14 protein-coding genes and 2 tRNA genes are annotated in these 22,326 nt (G+C 56.5%); 13 read left to right on the top strand and 3 right to left on the bottom strand.

The features are described from left to right. Positions 1-4: 4 nt before the first annotated feature. From ptsP to recD, 11 genes are all read left to right on the top strand, one after another. Positions 5-2,251, top strand: a complete 2,247-nt coding sequence (gene ptsP, locus C7387_RS12800) for a phosphoenolpyruvate--protein phosphotransferase (protein ID WP_006818459.1) — start codon at positions 5-7, stop codon at positions 2,249-2,251. 308 nt (positions 2,252-2,559) lie between these two features. Then, entirely contained in the window at positions 2,560-3,435 is an 876-nt protein-coding gene (gene lgt / locus C7387_RS12795; protein WP_006818460.1) for a prolipoprotein diacylglyceryl transferase, read from the top strand. A gap of 6 nt (positions 3,436-3,441) precedes the next feature. After that, the gene (gene thyA, locus C7387_RS12790; protein WP_120816827.1) at positions 3,442-4,236 is read left to right on the top strand and encodes a thymidylate synthase; all 795 of its coding nucleotides are present in this window, start codon (positions 3,442-3,444) and stop codon (positions 4,234-4,236) included. Positions 4,237-4,405: 169 nt separating this feature from the next. Next, entirely contained in the window at positions 4,406-4,876 is a 471-nt protein-coding gene (locus tag C7387_RS12785; protein ID WP_006818462.1) for a prepilin peptidase-dependent protein, read from the top strand. Continuing rightward, positions 4,867-5,430, top strand: coding sequence for a prepilin peptidase-dependent protein (locus tag C7387_RS12780; protein WP_006818463.1), 564 nt, complete (start codon positions 4,867-4,869; stop codon positions 5,428-5,430). The genes C7387_RS12785 and C7387_RS12780 overlap by 10 nt, the downstream gene beginning before the upstream one ends. Further along, on the top strand, positions 5,427-5,834 hold the full coding sequence (locus tag C7387_RS12775) for a DUF2509 family protein (protein ID WP_120816826.1): 408 nt from the start codon (positions 5,427-5,429) through the stop codon (positions 5,832-5,834). The genes C7387_RS12780 and C7387_RS12775 overlap by 4 nt, the downstream gene beginning before the upstream one ends. Beyond that, a complete protein-coding gene (locus C7387_RS12770) occupies positions 5,819-6,142 on the top strand; it encodes a prepilin-type N-terminal cleavage/methylation domain-containing protein (RefSeq protein ID WP_006818465.1) in 324 nt (107 codons plus the stop codon). The genes C7387_RS12775 and C7387_RS12770 overlap by 16 nt, the downstream gene beginning before the upstream one ends. Positions 6,143-6,154: 12 nt before the next feature. After that, positions 6,155-9,523 (top strand): exodeoxyribonuclease V subunit gamma, encoded by a 3,369-nt coding sequence (gene recC / locus C7387_RS12765; protein WP_120816825.1) that lies wholly within the window; start codon positions 6,155-6,157, stop codon positions 9,521-9,523. A 111-nt stretch (positions 9,524-9,634) separates the two neighbouring features. Next, complete coding sequence (ptrA, locus tag C7387_RS12760) at positions 9,635-12,520, top strand: pitrilysin (protein WP_120816824.1); 2,886 nt, start codon at positions 9,635-9,637, stop codon at positions 12,518-12,520. Continuing rightward, the gene (gene recB / locus C7387_RS12755; RefSeq protein WP_120816823.1) at positions 12,517-16,059 is read left to right on the top strand and encodes an exodeoxyribonuclease V subunit beta; all 3,543 of its coding nucleotides are present in this window, start codon (positions 12,517-12,519) and stop codon (positions 16,057-16,059) included. The genes ptrA and recB overlap by 4 nt, the downstream gene beginning before the upstream one ends. After that, complete coding sequence (recD, locus tag C7387_RS12750; protein ID WP_120816822.1) at positions 16,060-17,898, top strand: exodeoxyribonuclease V subunit alpha; 1,839 nt, start codon at positions 16,060-16,062, stop codon at positions 17,896-17,898. A gap of 20 nt (positions 17,899-17,918) precedes the next feature. Here the strand turns inward: recD and argA are convergent, their stop codons facing one another. Beyond that, the gene (gene argA, locus C7387_RS12745; RefSeq protein ID WP_038255363.1) at positions 17,919-19,250 is read right to left on the bottom strand and encodes an amino-acid N-acetyltransferase; all 1,332 of its coding nucleotides are present in this window, start codon (positions 19,248-19,250) and stop codon (positions 17,919-17,921) included. Positions 19,251-19,478: 228 nt separating this feature from the next. Here argA and amiC point away from each other — a divergent pair, with 228 nt between their 5' ends. Continuing rightward, complete coding sequence (gene amiC / locus C7387_RS12740) at positions 19,479-20,732, top strand: N-acetylmuramoyl-L-alanine amidase AmiC (RefSeq protein ID WP_038255391.1); 1,254 nt, start codon at positions 19,479-19,481, stop codon at positions 20,730-20,732. Between the two features lie 86 nt (positions 20,733-20,818). On the opposite strand, the gene C7387_RS12735 is transcribed toward amiC, so the two are convergent. Beyond that, positions 20,819-20,895, bottom strand: a tRNA-Met gene (locus C7387_RS12735). Positions 20,896-20,942: 47 nt separating this feature from the next. Next, positions 20,943-21,019 (bottom strand) — tRNA-Met (locus C7387_RS12730). Positions 21,020-21,226: 207 nt separating this feature from the next. On the opposite strand from C7387_RS12730, the gene mltA reads away from it, so the two are divergent. Next, a complete protein-coding gene (gene mltA / locus C7387_RS12725) occupies positions 21,227-22,324 on the top strand; it encodes a murein transglycosylase A (protein WP_006818473.1) in 1,098 nt (365 codons plus the stop codon). The last annotated feature ends 2 nt before the right edge of the window (positions 22,325-22,326 follow it).

Raw genomic sequence — 22,326 nt, 5'->3', positions numbered from 1 at the left:
GATTATGCTCACCCGGTTGCGAGAGATTGTTGAGAAAGTCGCCAGCGCACCGCGCCTGAACGAAGCACTGGATATTCTGGTGACGGACATCTGTCAGGCGATGGAAACTGAAGTGTGTTCGGTTTACCTAGCCGACCATGACCGGCGTTGCTATTACCTGATGGCGACCCGCGGTTTGAAAAAACCGCGCGGTCGCACCATTACTTTGGCCTTCGACGAAGGGATTGTCGGGCTAGTGGGGCGCCTTGCCGAACCCATCAACCTTGCCGATGCGCACAAACACCCCAGCTTTAAATATATTCCCTCGGTAAAAGAGGAACGCTTCCGCGCGTTTCTCGGTGTGCCCATTATCCAGCGCCGCCAGCTGCTTGGCGTGCTGGTGGTGCAACAGCGGGAACTTCGTCAGTACGATGAGGGCGAAGAGTCCTTCCTCGTGACGCTTGCCACGCAGATGGCCGCTATTCTCTCGCAGTCGCAGCTGACCGCGCTTTTCGGTCAGTATCGTCAGACCCGAATTCGTGCCCTACCGGCGGCGCCGGGCGTGGCCATCGCCGAAGGCTGGATGGACGCCACGCTGCCGTTGATGGAGCAGGTCTACCAGGCTTCCACGCTTGACCCGGCGCTGGAACGTGAACGTCTTACCGGCGCGCTGGAAGAGGCCGCCAATGAGTTCCGTCGCTACAGCAAACGCTTTGCTGCTGGCGCGCAAAAAGAGACGGCGGCAATTTTCGACCTCTATTCTCACTTGCTTTCAGATGCCCGTCTTCGACGCGAGTTGTTCGCGGAAGTAGACGGCGGCTCGGTTGCTGAGTGGGCAGTGAAGAAAATCATCGAGAAGTTCGCTGAGCAATTTGCGGTGCTGAGCGATGATTACCTGAAAGAGCGCGCCGGAGATCTTCGCGCGCTGGGTCAACGGATCCTTTTCCACCTTGATGATTCCGTTCAGGGGGCAAATGCCTGGCCTGAGCGGTTTGTACTGGTGGCGGATGAGCTTTCCGCGACTACTCTTGCAGAGGTTCCGCAGGATCGTTTAGCCGGCGTCGTGGTTCGTGACGGTGCGGCAAACTCGCATGCGGCTATCATGGTGCGCGCCCTCGGGATCCCAACGGTGATGGGGGCGGATATTCAGCCTTCGGTACTGCACGGGCGCAAGCTGGTGGTTGATGGCTATCGTGGGGAACTGCTGGTAGATCCGGAGCCGGTACTGCTGCAGGAATATCAGCGGCTCATCAGTGAAGAGAATGAACTTAGCCGTATTGCTGAAGATGATGTAGAGCGACCCGCCGAGCTGAAAAGCGGTGAGCGGGTGAAGGTGATGCTCAATGCGGGCCTGAGCCCGGAGCATGAAGAAAAACTCGGTAGCCGTATTGATGGCATTGGCCTCTACCGCACCGAAATTCCCTTCATGCTGCAGAGTGGTTTCCCCTCTGAAGAAGAGCAGGTGGCGCAGTACCAGGGCATGTTGCAGATGTTTAACGACAAACCCGTCACGCTGCGCACGCTGGATATCGGTGCTGACAAACAGCTGCCCTACATGCCCATCAGTGAAGAGAACCCGTGCCTCGGCTGGCGAGGGATCCGGATCACGCTCGATCAGCCGGAGATCTTCCTGGTGCAGGTGCGTGCGATGATGCGTGCCAATGCTGCCACGGGTAACCTCAGCATTTTGCTGCCGATGGTAACCAGCATCGACGAAGTGGATGAAGCCCGTCGCCTGATAGAACGCGCCGGGCGCGAGGTCGAAGAGATGATCGGCTACGCCATTCCAAAACCGCGTATTGGCGTGATGCTGGAAGTGCCGTCGATGGTCTTTATGCTGCCGAATCTGGCTAATCGGGTCGATTTTATCTCGGTCGGCACCAACGATCTGACCCAGTACATTCTGGCGGTCGATCGTAACAACACGCGTGTTGCCAACATCTACGACAGCCTGCACCCGGCCATTCTTCGTGCGCTTTCAGTCATAGCCCGCGACGCAGAGCTGTACGGTATCGATCTCCGCTTGTGTGGTGAAATGGCCGGCGATCCGATGTGCGTTGCCATTCTTGTGGGTATGGGCTTCCGCCATCTGTCGATGAACGGTCGTTCGGTAGCACGCGTTAAGTACCTGCTAAGACATATCGAAATTGAAGACGCGCAAACCCTGGTGCAGCGCAGCCTCGAGGCGCAGGTCTCTGCTGAAGTTCGCCATCAGGTGGCGGCCTTCATGGAACGCCGGGGCCTGGGTGGCCTCATCCGCGGCGGCCGCTAATCCTTCTCCCTTCCGTGTGGAAGGGAAGAGGAGAAGAAGGGTATATACCCTAAATAATTCGAGTTGCAGGAAGGCGGCGACGCAGCGAATCCCCAGGAGCTTACTCAAGTAAGTGACTGGGGTAAGCGAGGAAAGCCAACGCACATGCAACTTGAAGTATGAAGGGTATACATATCTTTTACATCTTAGTGGCATATCCCGACGCCTCGCTGTGCTATGATTCGCAACTTTGGAGCGGCCGACCCGCGCGGCTGCGCATCGCTACCGCTACCCACTTTTGGCGGAAGAATAAGAACTTGTGGTGACAGATGAATAGTGGCTATCTGCATTTCCCGGAATTTGATCCGGTGATTTTTTCCATTGGACCGGTCTCGCTGCACTGGTACGGCATGATGTACCTGGTCGGCTTCATCTTTGCGATGTGGCTGGCGACTCGCCGGGCTAATCGTCCAGGGAGCGGCTGGACAAAGAACGAAGTCGAAAACCTGCTGTATGCAGGATTCCTTGGGGTCTTCCTCGGTGGCCGTCTTGGCTATGTCTTCTTCTACAATCTGCCGGTATTCCTGCAGGATCCGCTGTATCTGTTTCGCGTCTGGGACGGCGGAATGTCGTTCCATGGTGGGCTTATCGGCGTTATCGTGGTGATGATTATCTTCGCTCGCCGTACTAAGCGTACCTTCTTCCAGGTCTCTGATTTCATTGCCCCGCTTATCCCGTTTGGTCTCGGTTGTGGCCGTCTGGGTAACTTCATCAACGGCGAACTCTGGGGTCGTGTCGATCCGAATTTCCGTTTCTCTATGCTGTTCCCAGGCTCGCGTGCGGAAGACATTGCGCTGCTGCCATCGCATCCGGAATGGCAGTCGATTTTCGATCAGTACGGGGTTCTCCCGCGTCACGCGTCTCAGCTGTATGAACTGGCGCTGGAAGGCGTCGTGCTGTTCATTATTCTCAACCTGTTTATCCGTAAACCGCGCCCGACGGGCTCTGTTTCGGGGCTGTTCCTGATTGGCTACGGTGCATTCCGCATTATCGTGGAGTTCTTCCGCCAGCCGGATGCCCAGTTCACTGGCACCTGGGTGCAGTACATCAGCATGGGGCAGATCCTCTCTATCCCAATGGTGCTGGCGGGAATTATCATGATGGTCTGGGCTTACCGCCGTCACCCACAGCAACACGTCTCCTGAGGAAGCATGAAACAGTATCTTGAACTGATGCAGCGGGTGCTCGATGAGGGCACCCAAAAAAATGACCGTACCGGTACCGGGACGACCTCCATTTTTGGCCACCAGATGCGCTTTAACCTGCAGGATGGTTTCCCGCTGGTTACCACTAAGCGCTGCCACCTGCGCTCGATTATTCACGAGCTGCTGTGGTTCCTGAACGGTGATACCAATGTGGCGTATCTGCATGACAATAACGTCTCCATCTGGGATGAATGGGCCGATGAGCAGGGCAACCTGGGACCGGTCTACGGCAAACAGTGGCGCGCATGGCCGACTCCTGATGGCCGTCACATCGACCAGATAACCACGGTGATGAACCAGTTGAGAAACGACCCGGATTCCCGCCGGATCATCGTTTCTGCCTGGAACGTTGGCGAACTCGACAAAATGGCGCTGGCACCGTGTCACGCGTTCTTCCAGTTCTATGTGGCTGACGGCAAGCTCTCATGCCAGCTGTACCAACGCTCTTGCGACGTCTTCCTCGGTCTGCCGTTCAACATCGCGAGTTATGCTCTGCTGGTACACATGATGGCGCAGCAGTGCGACCTGGAAGTCGGTGATTTTGTCTGGACAGGCGGTGACACGCACCTGTACAGCAACCACATGGAGCAAACTCACCTGCAGCTCAGCCGTGAACCGCGCGCGCTGCCAAAATTGGTGATTAAGCGTAAACCTGAATCTATCTTCGATTACCGTTTTGAAGATTTCGAGATTGAAGGTTACGACCCGCATCCGGGTATCAAAGCTCCGGTAGCAATATAATCCCGTCCTGATGAAAACCGGCACCTTAGCGTGCCGGTTTTTTTATTTCCGGAATCTGCTTTCCGGGCACTGTGCAACACCGTGCAAACGCAAAGAAAACCCGGAAAACGCCTCGTAAAACGGATAACAGCAGGTAGCCATAAAAAGGCTGACTGCCGATACTCCTGCCATGAACAAAGAACAGGGCTTTACGCTCATTGAAACGCTGGTAGCCGTGATGATTACGTTGATGTTAAGCGCGGCAGGTTTGTATGGCTGGAACGCCTGGCAACAGCAACAGCGGCTATGGCAGACCGCAACGCAGGTGCGGGATTACCTGCTATTTCTGCGCGACGACGCCAACTGGCATAACCGCGATCATCGCATCAGCGTTCAGCAACATCAGGGGCATTGGTGTCTGGTTGCGGATGCAGGCCAGGCGCCTGCTTGCGCGACAGACGATCCATTTTCACTCATTCCAGCCTGGCCGGAAGTGGCGCTCGCCGGGGTAACGCCGTCGCTGGGGTTTTATGGCCTGCGCAGTACCGCGTGGGCCGGTCGAATCGCGCTGGCGAGTCCTGCCGGAGGGTGGTTTATCACGGTTTCTGCGTGGGGACGAATTCGTCTGTGTCAGCAAGGAGAGGGGGCGCAATGTCGGTAAAACAACAGGGATTCTCACTGCTTGAGGTGCTCATTGCGATGGCAATCAGCAGCATTCTGTTACTGGCAAGCGCCCGTTTTTTACCGGCGTTACAGCGTGCGATTTTGCGCCAGACTCAACGGCAAGTCATGGATGAGGACGTTTGGCAGCGGGTATTTATGGTGGCCAAATATCTGCAGCGGGCAGGATACTGTAACGGCATCTGCTCAGGCACTGCGCTGCAACCAGAGCGAGCGGGTTCCTGCGTTATCGTCCGCTGGGATGCCAACGGTAATGGTATCTGGGAAACCTCTCCTTCTGACGTGGCGGAAAGTACCGGTTTCCGGTTGCAGGATGGCGCACTGGAAACCCTGCGAGGTGCGCTTTCCTGCGAAGGGAAAGGGTGGGAAAAAATGACCGACCCTAAGACGTTAAACATTACTTATTTTAGCGTCAGCCAGCACACCAGCGCAGGCTTTGCGCCCGAGCTGACCGTATCTTTACGCGCGGCACTGACAGCGGATCCCTTGCTGCAAACGTCTGCCTCTTTTAGTGTAACGGGCTATAACCTGTGAACCGACAGCGTGGCATGTCGACGCTGGCGATGGTGCTACTGATGCTGCTATTGGGGAGCCTGTTGCTACAAGGGTTGAACCACCAGCATCAGTCTGCGCTTGCGCAAACACGTGTCGAAACCGAGTCGTTACGTGAAAGCGCTCGGGTTCAGGCCGCGCTGGAATGGGGGCGTATGCAGGCGTGGGCATCAGAGCCAGGCATTCAGTGCCGCGAGGTTTCCACCTTTGCAGCACGAGTGTGCCTGCGAAAGCTCTCTGAGGGACGCGTACTGCTTATTGCCGGGGGGCAGGTGTTTCGCTACTGGCTTTCCGGGGAGGAGGCTTCAGGTAAAGTGACATTTTCCCCATACGGCTGGAGTGATTTTTGTCCATTAAAAGAGGCGACGTTATGTCAGCTACCCTAAAACGCCAGCAAGGATTCAGCCTGCCGGAGGTGATTCTGGCGATGGTACTGATGATTGCCGTCGTCAACGCGCTCGCGGGGTACCAGAGAAGCCTTGCCGAAGGGTATCAACTCCTCACCCAATACCGGCAGCTGTGGCGAAATGCCTGGCAGCAAACGCAGCGCTTTCCCGGAGCGGTGCCGCAGGGCTGGTCGGTGACGCGTATGCAGACATCGGCACAAAGATGTGTCAGCATCACGGTTAGTATTGCCACCCCCACCGGCAGGCAGGGTCAAATGACCAGGCTGCATTGCCCGGTGAGCCAATAGTCAGGAGCGTCTATGTTAAGGGTTTACCATTCCAACCGTCTCGACGTGCTGGAAGCGTTAATGGAATTTATTGTTGAGCGGGACCCCCTCAACGACCCTTTTGAGCCTGAAATGGTACTGGTACAAAGCACCGGTATGGCGCAATGGCTGCAAATGACGCTGGCAAAACGCTTTGGTATTGCCGCCAATATTACCTTTCCACTTCCTGCCAGTTTTATCTGGGACATGTTCGTTCGCGTATTGCCAGAGATCCCAAAAGAAAGCGCGTTCAACAAGCAAAGTATGAGCTGGAAATTAATGACCCTGCTGCCGAAAATGCTTGAGCAGGAGGCATTTACCCCACTGCGTCACTACCTGACTGACGATACGGATAAACGAAAGCTATTTCAGTTAGCTTCCAGGGTAGCGGATCTCTACGACCAGTATCTGGTGTACCGCCCTGAATGGTTGACGATGTGGGAGCACGACGAGCGCGCAGAGGGGCTCAGTGACGCCCAGGAGTGGCAGGCATTGCTATGGAAAGCGCTGGTGCACTACACGGCAGAGCTTGGGCAACCGCTCTGGCATCGCGCCAACCTGTATCAACGTTTTATCAACACTCTGGAGTCCGCTGATACCTGCCCGCCAGGGCTGCCACCGCGCGTGTTTATCTGCGGGATTTCCGCATTGCCTCCGGTTTACCTGCAGGCGCTACAGGCGCTGGGCAAGCATATTGATGTTTATGTTTTATTTACTAATCCCTGCAGGCTCTACTGGGGGGATATTAAAGATCCGGCCTTCCTGGCGCGACTCATGACGCGTCAACGACGCCATCACCGTGATGACAAAAATCTGCCGCTGTTTCGCGACGCAAGCGCCGCTCCCGGCCTGTTTAACGATGACGGTGAGCAGGATATTGGTAACCCGATGCTGGCTTCCTGGGGGAAACTCGGACGGGATTACCTGTATCTGCTGGCAGGCCTTGAACGCTATGAAGAGCTGGATGCATTCGTTGAGATCCCGCCTGACAACCTGCTGCATAACCTGCAAAACGATGTGCTGGAGCTTAGTAATGCGCTGGTACTGGGGCGGACGGCAGAAGAGTTTGCCCATAGCGGCGCGAAACGTGAACTGGCGCTGGATGACCGTAGTCTGACGATACAGGTCTGCCACAGCCCACAGCGTGAAGTGGAAGTGCTGCACGACAATTTGCTGGCTATGCTGGAGGCCGACCCAACGCTGACTCCGCGCGATATTATCGTGATGGTGGCGGACATCGACAGTTACAGCCCGTTCATTCAGGCGGTGTTTGGCAGCGCCACTGGCGATCGTTACCTGCCATATGCCATTTCTGACCGTCGTGCCCGTCAGTCTCATCCGGCATTACAGGCCTTTATTACGCTGCTGTCTCTGCCGGACAGCCGTTTTGTCAGCGAAGACGTGCTGGCGTTACTCGATGTCCCGGTGCTGGCCGCGCGCTTTCATATCGATGAAGAAGGTCTGCGCTATCTGCGCCAGTGGGTTAACGAATCTGGCGTGCGCTGGGGGCTTGACGATGACAACGTTCGTGAGCTGGAGCTTCCGGCCACCGGGCAGCATACCTGGCGCTTTGGGTTAACCCGAATGCTGTTGGGCTACGCCATGGAGAGCCGGGAGGGCGAGTGGCAGTCCGTGCTTCCCTACGATGAGTCGAGCGGACTCATTGCCGGTCTGGTCGGGCATCTCGCCTCTTTGCTGATGCAGCTGAATCTCTGGCGGCGAAAACTTGCTGAGGAGCGACCCCTTGAGGAATGGCTGCCGATGTGTCGCGAAATGCTCGGCGACTTTTTCCTGCCGGATGCCGACACCGAGGCGGCATTAACCCTGATAGAGCAGCAGTGGCAGGCCATTATCGAGGAAGGCACTTCTGCACAGTACGGCGAAAGCGTTCCGCTGTCGTTGTTGCGCGATGAGCTGGCACAGCGTCTCGATCAGCAGCGAATCAGCCAGCGTTTCCTCGCGGGGCCCGTCAATATTTGTACCCTGATGCCAATGCGCTCAATCCCCTTTAAAGTGGTTTGCTTACTGGGGATGAACGACGGCGTTTACCCACGTACGCTGGCGCCGCTGGGCTTTGATCTGATGAGCCAGAAGCCGCTACGTGGTGACCGCAGCCGTCGTGATGACGACCGTTATCTGTTCCTCGAAGCGCTGATGTCAGCCGAGCAAAAGCTTTACATCAGCTATATCGGGCGATCGATTCAGGATAACAGCGAGCGCTTCCCTTCTGTACTGGTGCAGGAACTGGTGGATTATATCGGGCAAAGCCACTATCTGGCCGGCGATGCGGCGCTGAACTGTGATGAAAGTGAGAAGCGGGTGAAAACCCATATCACCCGCCTGCATACGCGCATGCCGTTCGACGCAGAAAATTTCCTCTCAGACGAACAGCGAAGCTATGCCCGTGAATGGCTGGCCGCGGCGAATCAGCAGGGAGAGGCGCACCCGGCGTTTATCCAGCCCTTGCCGCCCCTGGATTTTGATACGCTACCGCTGGAGCAATTGCTGCGCTTCTGGCAGCACCCGGTCCGCGCGTTTTTCCAGATGCGCCTGCGGGTCAACTTCCGCGCCGAAGAGAGCGAAATTCCGGAGGATGAACCTTTCACCCTCGAAGGACTGACCCGCTACCAGCTTAACCAGCAGCTGCTAAACACCCTTATTGAGGAAGGCGATGCCGACTCGATGTATCGTCGCTATCGGGCGGCTGGGGAGCTGCCCTACGGGTCGTTTGGCGAAATCGCCTGGGAGACACAGCGGCGAGAAATGCAGGCGCTGGCAGAGCGGGTAATCGCCTGCAAACAGCCAGGTCAGAGCATGGAAATCGATCTGCAATGTGATGGGGTCAACATAACGGGATGGTTGCAGCAGGTTCAGCCCGATGGGTTATTGCGTTGGCGTCCGTCTTTGATTAGCGTTTCACAAGGCATGCAACTTTGGCTGGAGCATCTTGTCTACTGTGCCAGTGGCGGCAACGGTGAAAGCCGTTTGTTTGTGCGTAAAGAGGGTGAATGGCGTTTCCCTCCACTGGAAGCAGACGAGGCCAGTGCTCTGTTGGCGGAGTTAGTCGAAGGTTACCGTCAGGGAATGTGTTCCCCGTTGTTGTTTATGCCGGAAAGCGGTGGTGCGTGGCTTAAGGCCTGCTACCACGCGGAAAGCGATGCGATTTTAAGCGATGAAGAGACGCAACAAAAAGCGCGTAGTAAGTTTTTGCAGGCGTATGAGGGCAATATGGTGGTCAGCGGTGAAGGGGCCGATGTCTGGTATCAGCGTCTTTGGCGCACCCTGGAGCCTGAATACTACGAAGCCATTACTGCACAAGCAAAGCGTTATCTGCTGCCGGTTTTCCGTTTTAATCAGTCGTAGGTGCTGTATAAAAATTGCGCAATTGATTGGCTTCTTTTATCATGCGCACGTGTCACGGACTGATGTGAAGAGAAGTACTGCTTGTTGGCAATTGAATGATGAGGTCCGTGAATGCCCCGTAACACCTGGTTTCGTTGTTTTGTGCTGTTATTCGCCCTTTGGGCACCGTTAAGTCAGGCCGAGAATGGATGGCAACCGCTTCAGGAGACTATCCATAAAAGCGAAAAAGACACACGTCAGTATCAGGCGGTAAAGCTTGATAATGGCATGGTGGTGCTGCTGGTTTCCGATCCGCAGGCGGTTAAATCGCTCTCTGCGCTGGTGGTACCGGTTGGGTCACTCGAAGATCCTGATGCACACCCCGGTCTTGCCCACTATCTGGAACATATGACGCTGATGGGGTCGAAAAAATACCCTGAGCCAGATAGTCTCGCCGAATTCCTCAAGATGCATGGTGGCAGCCATAACGCCAGCACGGCACCCTATCGCACCGCGTTTTACCTTGAAGTGGAAAACGATGCGCTGTCCGGGGCGGTAGATCGCCTGGCGGATGCCATTGCTGCACCTCTGCTGGATAAAAAATACGCCGAGCGTGAGCGCAATGCGGTAAACGCCGAGCTCACCATGGCACGTACCCGAGACGGCATGCGTATGGCTCAGGTTAGCGCCGAAACCATTAACCCGGCGCACCCGGGAGCGCGTTTCTCTGGCGGCAACCTTGAAACGTTAAGCGATAAACCTGGCAGCCCGGTGCATGACGCACTGCTTGCTTTCCGCGATAAGTTTTACTCTGCCAATCTGATGAAGACGGTGATTTATAGCAACAAGCCGCTGCCAGAGCTGGCGCAGCTTGCAGCACAAACCTATGGCCGGGTGCCGAACAAAAATATCGAGCAGCCGGTAACGACCGTACCCGTGGTGACTGATGCGCAGAAAGGCATCATTATCCACTACGTACCGGCGATGCCGCGTAAATCGGTGCGCGTTGAGTTTCGAATTGATAACAACAGCGCGCAGTTCCGCAGCAAAACCGACGAGCTTGTTACCTATATGATTGGCAATCGTAGCCCTGGTACGCTTTCCGACTGGTTGCAAAAGCAGGGCCTGGCTGAAGGGATCCGTGCTGACTCCGATCCGGTGGTGAATGGTAACAGCGGGGTGCTGGCTATCTCCGCGACCCTGACCGACAAGGGCCTTGCCCACCGGGATGAAGTGGTGGCGGCTATCTTCAGCTATCTTAATATGCTGCGTGAGAAGGGCGTCGATAAACAATATTTCGACGAACTGGCGCACGTACTGGATCTCGATTTCCGCTACCCGTCGATTAATCGCGACATGGACTACGTGGAGTGGCTTGCCGACACGATGATCCGCGTCCCGGTTGAGCACACCCTTGATGCGGTGAATATTGCCGATAAATATGATGCTGAGGCCGTGAAAGCGCGGCTGGCGATGATGACGCCGCAGAATGCACGTATCTGGTACATCAGCCCGAAAGAGCCGCACAACAAGACTGCCTATTTCGTCAATGCCCCGTATCAGGTGGATAAAATCAGCGCGGCACAGTTCGCCGACTGGCAGAAAAAGAGCAGTGAAATTGCACTCTCTCTGCCTGAGTTGAACCCCTATATTCCTGACGATTTCAGCCTTATCAAGACCGGGAAAAGCTATACCCGTCCTGAACTGATCGTCGATGAGCCCACCCTGAGGGTGGCTTATATGCCGAGCCGCTATTTTGCCAATGAGCCGAAAGTTGACGTCACCATGGTGCTACGTAATCCGAAAGCCATGGATACAGCGCGCAGCCAGGTGATTTTTGCCCTGAATGACTATCTGGCGGGGATTGCGCTCGACCAGCTCGCCAACCAGGCCGCAGTGGGCGGAATTGGCTTCTCGACCGGTGCTAATAACGGCCTGATGCTTAACGCGAGCGGCTATAGTCAGCGCTTACCCCAGCTGTTTGAGGCGCTGCTCAAGGGCTATTTCAGCTATACCCCAACTCAGGAACAGCTGGATCAGGCTAAGTCCTGGTACACCCAGATGATGGACTCTGCCGAGAAAGGCAAGGCGTTCGACCAGGCCATTATGCCGGTGCAGATGCTTTCACAGGTGCCGTACTTCCAGCGCGAAGAGCGGCGGGCGCTGCTGCCGTCGATAACCCTCGACGAGATAGTAAGCTACCGCGACAAGTTGAAAGCCAACGGAAGACCTGAGTTCATGGTTGTCGGCAATATGTCGGCAGAACAATCAAAAGCGCTGGCGCATCAGGTACAGCAAACGCTGGGTGCTAACGGCAGCGAGTGGTGCCGTAACCAGAACGTGGTCATCAACAAGAAACAGTCGGTTATCTTTGAGAAAGCCGGTAGCAGCACAGATTCCGCGCTGGCAGCGGTCTTTGCTCCACCAAATGTTGATGAGTACAGCAGCTCGGCGGCAGCAGCTCTGCTGGGGCAGATTGTTCAACCGTGGTTCTACAGCCAACTGCGAACCGAAGAGCAGCTTGGCTATGCGGTATTTGCATTCCCGATGAGCGTCGGCCGCCAGTGGGGTATGGGTTTCCTGCTGCAAAGTAGTGATAAACAACCCGCGTTTCTGTGGGAGCGTTTTAAGGCGTTCTTCCCGACTGCGGAGAAAAAACTGCGGGCGATGACGCCAGAAGAGTTTGCGCAGATCCAACAGGCCGTCGTCACACAGATGCAGCAGGCACCGCAGACGCTCAGCGATGAAGCATCGCAGCTTAGCAAAGATTTCGATCGCGGTAATATGCGCTTCGATTCACGTGATAAAGTAGTGGCTCAGATTAAACTGCTGACGCCGCAAAAGCTTGCCGATTTCTTCCATCAGACGGTGGTTGAGCCGCAGGGTATGGCGATTCTTTCTCAGGTTTCCGGTAGCCAGAACGGGAAGGCGGATTACGCCAAACCGCAGGGCTGGAAAGTCTGGAAGAGCGTCAGCGCGTTGCAGCAAAGCCTACCTCTGATGAGAGAGAACGAATGACCGATACCGCCGAGTCCCTTGATCCCCTGCGCTTGCCCCTCATCGGCGAGCGCCTGATTGAAGCCTCTGCGGGCACCGGAAAAACCTTTACCATCGCCGCGTTATACCTGCGGCTCCTGCTCGGGCTTGGGGGCGAAAACGCTTACCCCCGGCCCGTCAACGTTGAAGAACTGCTGGTGGTGACCTTCACCGAAGCCGCCACAGAAGAACTACGCGGGCGTATTCGTAGCAATATTCATGAGCTGCGAATTGCCTGCCTGCGTAACGGTTCTGACAACCCGCTGTACACCAGCCTGCTTGCCGAAATAGATGATACAGCCCATGCCGCAAAGGTTCTGCTGTTGGCCGAACGGCAGATGGATGAAGCGGCGGTGTTCACCATCCACGGTTTTTGCCAGCGGATGCTGAGCCTCAACGCGTTTGAGTCCGGCATGCTGTTCGAACAGCAGCTGATAGAAGACGAATCTCGCCTGCGATTCCAGGCCTGCGCTGATTTCTGGCGGCGTCATTGCTACCCACTCGACCGGGATATCGCGGGCGTGATCCACGCCTCCTGGAAGGGCCCGCAGGAACTGCTGAAATCCATCGACCGCTATCTGCAGGGTGAAGCCCCGCAATTGAAGACGCCGCCCGGCAATGACGAAACGCTGGCCTCCCGGCATCAGCGGATCCTGCGCGAAATCAACGCGCTGAAAGCACAGTGGCTGGCAGCCTGTGATGAGATTGACGGGATAATTGAAAACTCAGGCATCGATCGGCGTAAATTTAATCGTGGCAATCAGGGCAAATGGGTCGAGAAAATTACGGCCTGGGCTCAGGAAGAGACGGAGACTTACGCACTGCCCGATGCGCTGGAGAAGTTCTCCCAGGATTTCCTTGAAGCGCGCACCAAAGCCGGCGGTGAGGTTCCCCGTCATCCGCTGTTTATGGCAATTACTGCGCTGTTAGCGCAGCCGCTGACCCTTGACGACCTGGTTATCGCCCAGGCGTTAACCGAAATCCGTGAAGCGGTGGCCCTCGAGAAACGCCGCCGTGGAGAGCTCGGGTTTGACGATATGCTAAGCCGTCTTGATACCGCACTGCACGGCGAAAGCGGAGAGGCGCTGGCCGCCGCGATCCGTCAGCGTTTCCCGGTGGCGATGATTGATGAATTTCAGGACACCGACCCGCAGCAGTACCGTATTTTCCGCCGCATCTGGCGTCAGCAGCCGGAGACCGCGCTGCTGTTGATTGGGGACCCGAAGCAGGCCATCTACGCCTTCCGCGGCGCGGACATCTTCACCTACATGAAGGCCAGAAGCGACGTTAGTGCACACTACACGCTCGATACCAACTGGCGTTCAGCTCCTGGCATGGTTGAGAGCGTCAACCGCTTGTTCAGCCAGATGGATAATCCTTTCATGTTCCGCGAAATCCCGTTCCTTGCGGTGAAGGCGGCGGAAAAGAACCACGCTTTGCGCTTTGAGTTCAACGGTAACGATCGGCCTGCCATGCATTTCTGGCTAATGCCGGGAAACGGCGTTGGCTCAGGAGATTATCAGAGCTATATGGCGCAGGTGTGTGCGGCGCAAATTCGTGACTGGCTGAGTGCCGGACAACAGGGGACGGCGCTGCTCTGGCGCGGCGATAACGCTGAGCCGGTGAAAGCCTCCGACATAACCGTGCTGGTGCGAAACCGTCAGGAAGCAGCGCTTATCCGTGACGCGTTGAACCTGCTTGGCATCCCGTCCGTTTATCTCTCTAACCGCGACAGCGTTTTCGAAACCCCCGAGGCCCAGGAGATACTGTGGGTGCTGCAGGCGGTGCTTAACCCGGAGCGGGAAAATACCCTGCGCAGCGCGCTGGCAACGGCCCTGTTTGGTTTGAACGCGCAGGATATCGACAGGCTCAATCAGGATGAAGCCGCCTGGGATGCGCTGGTGGATGAGTTTGCCCAGTATCAGGTGCGCTGGCAGCAGCGCGGCGTGATGCCGATGCTGCGTGAGATGATGAGTGCCCGTCGCCTGGCTGAAAACCTGCTCGCCACACCCGGCGGTGAGCGGCGGTTAACCGATATTTTGCATATCAGTGAACTGCTGCAGGAGGCGGCTTTGCAGCTTGAAAGCGAGCATGCGCTGGTCCGCTGGCTGGCACAGCATATTGCTGAACCGGACACCAACGCGGCGAACCAGCAGATGCGTCTTGAGAGCGACAAGCATCTGGTACAAATCGTGACCGTCCATAAATCAAAAGGTCTGGAGTATCCGCTGGTCTGGCTGCCGTTTATCGCACGTTTCCGAAAGCAGGATCAGGCGTTCTACCACGACCGCAACTCCTTTGAGGCGGTGCTGGATCTGCAGGAAAACGAAGCGAGCCTCGAGCTTGCAGAAGCCGAGCGCCTTGCCGAGGATTTACGCCTGCTGTACGTTGCGCTGACCCGCGCGGTCTGGCACTGCAGCCTCGGCGTTGCCCCGCTGACCAGCCGTCGTGGCGATAAGCTGAGCGATACGGATTTCCACCACAGCGCTCTGGGGCGGCTGGTACAAAAAGGCGAGGCAAAAGACGCTGCCGGGCTCGAAGCCTGCCTGCAGGCGCTGTGCTGCTCGTCGATTGCCCTGAGCACGCCTCCGACGCCGGATAACCACCGCTGGCAGGCCCCGCAGGCGGAACTCCCTGAACTGCATGCCCGCGAAGTGCGCCGCCGCATGATTGATGACTGGCGAGTGACCAGCTACTCCGGGCTGCAGCAGCGTGGACACAGCGTCGCTCAGGATCTGCTGCCGCGTCTGGATATCGATGCAGCGGGTGTGGGAGAAGTACTGGAGGAGCCTGAGTTAACTCCGCATCAGTTCCCGCGCGGGGCATCTCCCGGGACGTTCCTGCACAGCCTGTTTGAAGATATCGACTTTACCCGGCCGGTTTCCGCCGACGAGATGCGCGAGAAGCTGCAGCTTGCGGGCTTTGAAGAACACTGGACTCCGGTGCTGACGCAGTGGCTCACCACGGTGCTCCAGGCGCCGTTGCCGGGAGCCGGGGTTTCACTAAGCCAGTTGGCACCAAACCACAAGCAGGTGGAGATGGAGTTTTATCTGCCTATTGAGCAACTGCTCGAGCCGCAAAAGCTGGATGCCGTCATCCGTGCGCACGACCCGCTGTCGGCGGAGTGTCCACCGCTCGATTTCCGCCAGGTACGCGGTATGCTGAAGGGGTTTATTGACCTGGTGTTCCGCCACGATGACCGTTACTACCTGCTCGATTATAAGTCCAACTGGCTTGGCGAGAATGCGCAGGCGTATACCGAACAGGCCATGGCGCAGGCGATGAAGTCGCATCGTTATGACCTGCAGTATCAGCTCTACAGCCTTGCGCTGCACCGCTACCTGCGCCATCGACTGGCGGATTATGATTATGAACGTCACTTCGGCGGGGTTATCTATCTGTTCCTGCGCGGCGTTGATGGCGCGGCACCGGGGCAGGGCATCTTTACCACCCGTCCGACACGCGCGTTGATCGATGGGCTGGACCAGTGCTTTGCCGGTGAATCACAGGAGGTGGTGTAAATGACGATGAGAGCATTGTTGCTGGAAGCGGCAGAGCAGAAGCTTCTGCGCCCGCTGGACGTCCAGTTCGCCATGATGCTGGCGTCTCCCGAAGAAGAACCGGCGCTGGTCCTGGCGGCGGCCCAGCTCAGCCACGATGCCGGTGAGGGACACGTCTGCCTGCCACTCTCAAGACTTGGCGTTGATAACGCACTCAGCGGCAAAGCCCGCGAGCTGTGGACCCGGCTGTATGACTATGTTGATGCAGCAGAAGACTGGGGTCAGCGACTGCTGGCAAGCGAGGCGGTAAGCCGTGGCGAACGCCCCACGCCGCTGGTACTGAGCGGAGAACGTCTGTATCTGAACCGTATGTGGCGTAACGAGCAGACCGTGGCGCGCTTCTTTAATGACGGTAATCAACCTATTGTCGTTGATGAAGCTCTGGTGAAACAGACGCTGGACGGACTATTCCCGCCGGTAGAAGGCATTGACTGGCAAAAGGTCGCGGCGGCGGTGGCGCTGACCCGGCGTATTTCGGTTATCTCCGGCGGGCCCGGTACTGGCAAAACCACCACCGTGGCAAAACTGCTGGCGGCGCTTATTCATCTGGCCGGAGGGCAACGTTGCAGGATCCGGCTGGCGGCACCGACCGGTAAGGCTGCGGCTCGTCTGACCGAGTCGCTTGGCGCTGCGCTGCGCAAGCTGCCGCTCGACGAAAGTCAAAAAGCGCAGCTACCTGCCGAAGCCAGCACGCTGCACCGTTTACTCGGGGCGCAGCCGGGGAGTCAGCGGCTGCGCTATCACGCCGGAAATCCGCTGCACCTGGATGTGCTGGTAGTGGATGAAGCCTCGATGATTGACCTGCCGATGATGTCACGGCTGATTGATGCCTTACCGGCTCACGGGCGAGTGATTTTCCTCGGCGATCGCGATCAGCTGGCCTCGGTGGAAGCCGGGGCGGTGCTGGGCGATATCTGTGCCTGGGTAAGTAAAGGGTACTCTGCGGCACGTGCGGCTGAGCTGAACCGCCTCAGCGGGATGAACGTACCCGCCGGAGAAAGCAGCACTGCCAGCGGCCTGCGTGACAGCCTGTGCCTGCTGCAAAAGAGCTACCGCTTTGACAGCCATTCCGGTATCGGTCATCTGGCTCGTGCGGTTAACGCAGGCGATAAGCGAGCGGTTCGTCAGGTGCTGCAGGAGGGCTATGCGGATATCAGTCTGCAACCGCTGCGTACGGCGGAAGAGTACGATGAGATGCTGACGGCGGCCCGCCACGGCTACGCCCACTATCTGGAGTGTCTGCTCCAGCAGGCGGAGCCGGGAGACGTGCTCGCGGCGTTTGGAGAATATCAGCTGCTGTGCGCGCTGCGCGAGGGGCCATACGGCGTTCGTGGGCTTAATGAGCAACTGGAGCGCCGGCTGGCAAGCCAGCGGATTATCACCCTGCCAAAGCATACCCGCTGGTATGAGGGGCGGCCGGTGATGATTTCACGCAATGACAGCGCCCTGGGGCTGTTCAACGGCGATATTGGTATTGCGCTGGCGCGCGGTGAAGAGGGGCTTCGCGTCTGGTTCCCGATGCCTGACGGCAGTATTAAGTCGTTCCAGCCAAGCCGCTTGCCGGAGCATGACACCGCCTGGGCGATGACGGTGCATAAATCACAGGGATCTGAGTTTGACCACGCCGCGCTTATTTTGCCGGTTCAACCCGGGCCTCTGCTGACGCGAGAGCTGGTGTATACCGCCATTACCCGTGCGAAAAAACGTTTATCGCTATATGCCGAAGAGAGTTTGCTGACCCAGGCTATCGCGGCACGAACCGAGCGCCGCAGCGGGCTGGCGGAGATTTTTGCCGGGTAGAGAGCCTACCCGGCGGTGATTTAGCCGAGATCTGCCATCAGCACCTTCGAGCGCCGCTGGTAGTTGTACATCTCTTTTTTGCTTTCCGGCAGGGAATCAATATCCACCGGGGCAAAGCCGCGCTCCTGGAACCAGTGAATGCTGCGCGTTGTCAGGACAAACAGCTTGCTGAGCCCCATCTGCTTTGCCTGAGTGGCGATGCGGTGCAGCAGCTCTTCTCCGCGTGAGGAACTCCGGTAATCCGGATGCACCGCCACGCAGGCCATCTCGCCAATTTTTTCATCCGGGAACGGATACAGCGCGGCGCAGGCAATGGTCGTGTTATCACGCTGAATAATGGTGAATTTGTCGATCTCCATCTCCAACTGTTCACGTGAACGGCGCACCAGGATCCCCTGCTGCTCCAGCGGACGAATAAGCTCCAGAATGCCGCCGATATCGTTGATGGTCGCCCGGCGGATCTGCTCGGCGCTTTCCATGACTATCTGCGTGCCAATCCCGTCGCGGGAGAACAGTTCCTGCAGCAGGGCGCCGTTCTCCTGATAACTGATGAGATGGCTGCGACGCACACCGCTGCGGCAGGCTTTTAACGCTCCGCGCAGAAAACGCACGGTGCCGGAGTGGTAATCTCCTGCGGCTTCCAGCGCTTCGACCCGCGCCTGAGCCTCATTGGGGAACAGCTCAGAGATAATCTCGCCTTCGTCGTTGAATACCCCTTGCGACGAGCAAAAGCCAATCATCTTCTCCGCCTTCAGCTTGATGGCCATTTGGGTGGCAATCTCTTCTGAAGTCAGGTTAAAGCTTTCGCCGGTTACCGACACCGCAACAGGCCCCATCAGCACAATTGCGCCGCTGTCGAGCTGGCGGTTTACCGCCTCCTCATCAATACGGCGAATGCGCCCGCTGTGGCAGTAGTCCACACCGTCATCCACCCCAAGCGGTTGAGCAATGAGAAAATTACCGCTGACCACGTTGATATGCGCGCCCTGTAGCGGCGTATTATTCAGGCTCATCGACAGGCGAGCAGTGATATCCAGCTGTAACGTACCGGCTGCTTGTTTAACCAGTTCCAGCGTTTTAGCATCCGTCACCCGGGTATGCTTGTGATACACCGGTTCGTGATGATGGATAAGCAGGTTAGCGTCTATCTGCGGGCGTGCGCCATAGACCACCACCAGGCGGATACCCAGGCTGTGAAGAAGACCTATGTCATTCACAATACTGGAGAAATTTTCATGCTCAATGGCTTCTCCTCCCAGCATAATGACAAATGTTTTACCCCTATGTGCATTGATATAGGGGACGGAATGGCGAAATCCTTCAACCAGTTCGGTTCCACGCTCCTTCACCACGGCAAAACCCTCTGTGCATGAATATTCGAAATTAATGTATTTTTATTCTGTTTTTACGTTTGGCGCAAGCCAAAGTTTTGCCTCTGGCGAAGATATTTCATAGCGATATGGCAAACGACATAAGAATGTTTACCCTTTTCTGGATGACAGCTTATGCGTGTTTGGTTAAAGTTTTCGGTCAAACTGGATATTTATCGTTTTAAATTCGCTACTTTGCTCGGGAGAAGCATGTCGGGAAGTCAGTCAGCATTAAGCCGCCGCCGTTTATTACAAGGGGCGGGCGCTATGTGGTTGTTAAGCGTAAGTCGGGTGGGTCTTGCTGCCGCGAGTCAGGTGGTGGCGGTACGCGTCTGGCCATCGTCGACCTACACGCGTGTGACGGTGGAATCCTCACAGGTGCTGAAATATAACCAGTTTGCGCTCAGTAATCCGGAGCGTGTGGTGGTTGATATAGAAGGTGTGAATCTGAATTCGGTGCTGAAAGGCATGGGAGCGCAGATCCGCGCCGACGACCCGTATATTAAATCTGCACGAGTAGGGCAGTTCGATCCGAAAACCGTGCGCATGGTCTTTGAACTGAAGCAAAACGTGAAACCGCAGTTGTTTGCTCTGGCACCGGTGGCGGGTTTCAAAGAGCGTCTGGTGATGGATCTCTATCCTTCCAACGCTCAGGAGATTCAGGATCCGCTGCTGGCACTGCTCGAGGATTACAATAAAGGATCCCTTGAGAGCCAGGTGCCGCCTGCGCAAAGCGGCCCGCAGCCGGGTAAAGCGGGTCGCGATCGTCCGATAGTCATCATGCTCGATCCGGGACACGGCGGTGAAGATTCCGGCGCCGTTGGCAAATACCGCACCCGCGAGAAAGACGTGGTGCTGCAGATTGCCCGTCGCCTGCGTGCGCTGATTGAAAAAGAAGGCAACATGAAGGTCTTTATGACCCGCAACGAGGATGTCTTCATCCCGCTGAAGGTGCGTGTTGCTAAGGCGCAGAAGCAGCGCGCCGATCTGTTTGTGTCCATCCATGCGGATGCCTTTACCAGCCGACAACCGAGCGGCTCTTCGGTGTTTGCACTGTCGACGAAAGGCGCAACCAGTACCGCCGCGAAATTTCTCGCTGAAACACAGAATGCCTCTGACCTTATCGGTGGGGTAAGTAAAAGTGGGGATCGCTATCTCGACCACACCATGTTCGATATGGTGCAGTCGCTGACCATTAACGACAGTCTGAAGTTCGGGAAAGCGGTACTGCAGAAGCTAGGGCAGGTGAATGACCTGCACAAGAACAAAGTCGAACAGGCGGGGTTCGCGGTGCTGAAAGCGCCGGATATCCCTTCTATTCTGGTAGAAACTGCGTTTATCAGTAACGTTGAAGAAGAGCGTAAGCTCAAGACCGCGAAATTCCAGCAGGAAGTGGCAGAGTCTATTCTGGCAGGAATTAAAGCCTACTTCGCCGATGGGGCGACGCTGGCACGACGGGGATAAGTAGCAGGCGCTGAAAAGCGCCTTTTTTTACGGACGCCAGAAACAAAAAAACACCCGTCAGGGTGTCTATTGTGTGCTTTAAAATGTGGTTGCGGGGGCCGGATTTGAACCGACGACCTTCGGGTTATGAGCCCGACGAGCTACCAGGCTGCTCCACCCCGCGTCCGTCTTATTTACTCTTCCGTCGAGTAAATCTTTTCACATTTTAATTGGTTGCGGGGGCCGGATTTGAACCGACGACCTTCGGGTTATGAGCCCGACGAGCTACCAGGCTGCTCCACCCCGCGTCCGTGGATGCGCACTATACTCTGCTCGCTTTTCGATGCAACCTTTTTTTGACGATTTTCCTGATATTGCTGTTAATCGCGTAAAAATGGGACGAATCGTTTGTTTTATGTGCGAAATTTCGTTTTAGCCGCGTGCGCTCGTTTCATTACCCTGGGGGGTTTGTTATCTTCATCACGCATTCAGTAAACGTATATAGAAGAGAGACCATGAAAGGACGTTGGGCAAAATATCTGGTAACAGGCTCACTGCTGGCAATGCTGGCGGCCTGTTCTTCAAAACCGACCGATCGCGGTCAGCAGTATAGTGACGGAAAGTTCACCCAGCCGTTCTCACTGGTTAACCAGCCTGATGCGGTCGGTGCACCGATCAACGCCGGTGACTTCTCCGAGCAGGTGTATCAGGTACGTAATTCCTCACCGCGCCTTTATAACAGCCAAAGCGACGTGTTTAACGCCGTCCAGCAGTGGCTGCGTGCCGGTGGTGACACCCGCAACATGCGCCAGTTTGGTATTGATGCCTGGCAGATGCAGGGCGCTGACAACTACGGCAACGTGCAGTTTACCGGCTACTACACGCCGGTCGTGCAGGCCCGTCATACTCGCCAGGGCGCGTTCCAGTATCCTATTTACCGCATGCCACCTAAACGTGGCCGCCTGCCATCCCGCGCCGATATTTATGCCGGTGCGCTCAGCGACAGCTACGTGCTGGCCTACAGCAACTCGCTGATGGACAACTTCATTATGGACGTGCAGGGCAGCGGCTATATCGACTTCGGCGACGGCTCTCCGCTTAACTTCTTCAGCTACGCCGGTAAAAACGGCTGGGAATATCGCAGCATTGGCCGTGTGCTTATCGATCGCGGTGAAGTGAAGAAAGAAGATATGTCGATGCAGGCTATCCGCCACTGGGGCGAAACGCACAGCGAAGCGGAAGTGCGCGAGCTGCTGGAGCAGAACCCGTCATTCGTCTTCTTTAAACCACAGTCGTTTGCACCGGTGAAAGGGGCAAGTGCGGTACCGCTGATTGGCCGTGCCTCGGTTGCCTCTGACCGCAATATTATCCCGGCAGGCACCACGCTGCTGGCAGAAGTGCCGCTACTCGACAACAACGGTAAATTCAACGGTCAATATGAACTGCGTCTGATGGTGGCGCTGGACGTTGGTGGTGCGATTAAGGGCCAGCATTTCGACATTTACCAGGGTATTGGTCCGGATGCCGGACACCGCGCAGGATGGTACAATCACTATGGCCGCGTCTGGGTGCTGAAAAGCGCGCCGGGAGCAGGCAACGTCTTTAGCGGGTAATT

The sequence above is a fragment of the Yokenella regensburgei genome (genome assembly GCF_003634235.1).
Lineage (GTDB): Bacteria > Pseudomonadota > Gammaproteobacteria > Enterobacterales > Enterobacteriaceae > Yokenella > Yokenella regensburgei.
Note: the sequence above shows the minus strand (reverse complement) of the source record. Positions and strands in the feature narration are given on the sequence as shown.